Source organism: Alicyclobacillus hesperidum subsp. aegles, from assembly GCF_027923525.1.
Classification (GTDB): domain Bacteria; phylum Bacillota; class Bacilli; order Alicyclobacillales; family Alicyclobacillaceae; genus Alicyclobacillus; species Alicyclobacillus aegles.
In genome coordinates this window covers 1-281 of sequence record NZ_BSBJ01000045.1, presented here as the reverse complement: position 1 = coordinate 281, position 281 = coordinate 1, and the positions used below count along the sequence as shown (strand labels likewise).

The following is a 281-nucleotide window of genomic DNA, read 5'->3' as shown; positions in this document are numbered from 1 at the left end:
AGTTCCTTAACGAGAGTTCTCCCGCGCGCCTTCGTGTTCTCCACGCGCCCACCTGTGTCGGTTTCCGGTACGGGCACCTGCTGCATCGCTAGAGGCTTTTCTCGGCAGTGTGAACTCTGGGACTTCGGTACTGTGCTTCCCTCCCCTTCACAGCTCACGATTCCCAGGATGCGCATTTCACTACATCCCTCGCTCGCTGCTTGGACGGCCTCTTCCATCCGGCCGCTTCCCTCATCCTCCTGCGTCACCCCTTCGCTCAATCGCTCTCGGTGGTACAGGAA

At 59.8% G+C, this 281-nt stretch carries 1 rRNA gene; it reads right to left on the bottom strand.

Features of this window, described 5'->3' with window-relative positions:
• Positions 1 to 281, bottom strand: a 23S ribosomal RNA gene (locus QMF38_RS09630); the annotation flags it as partial.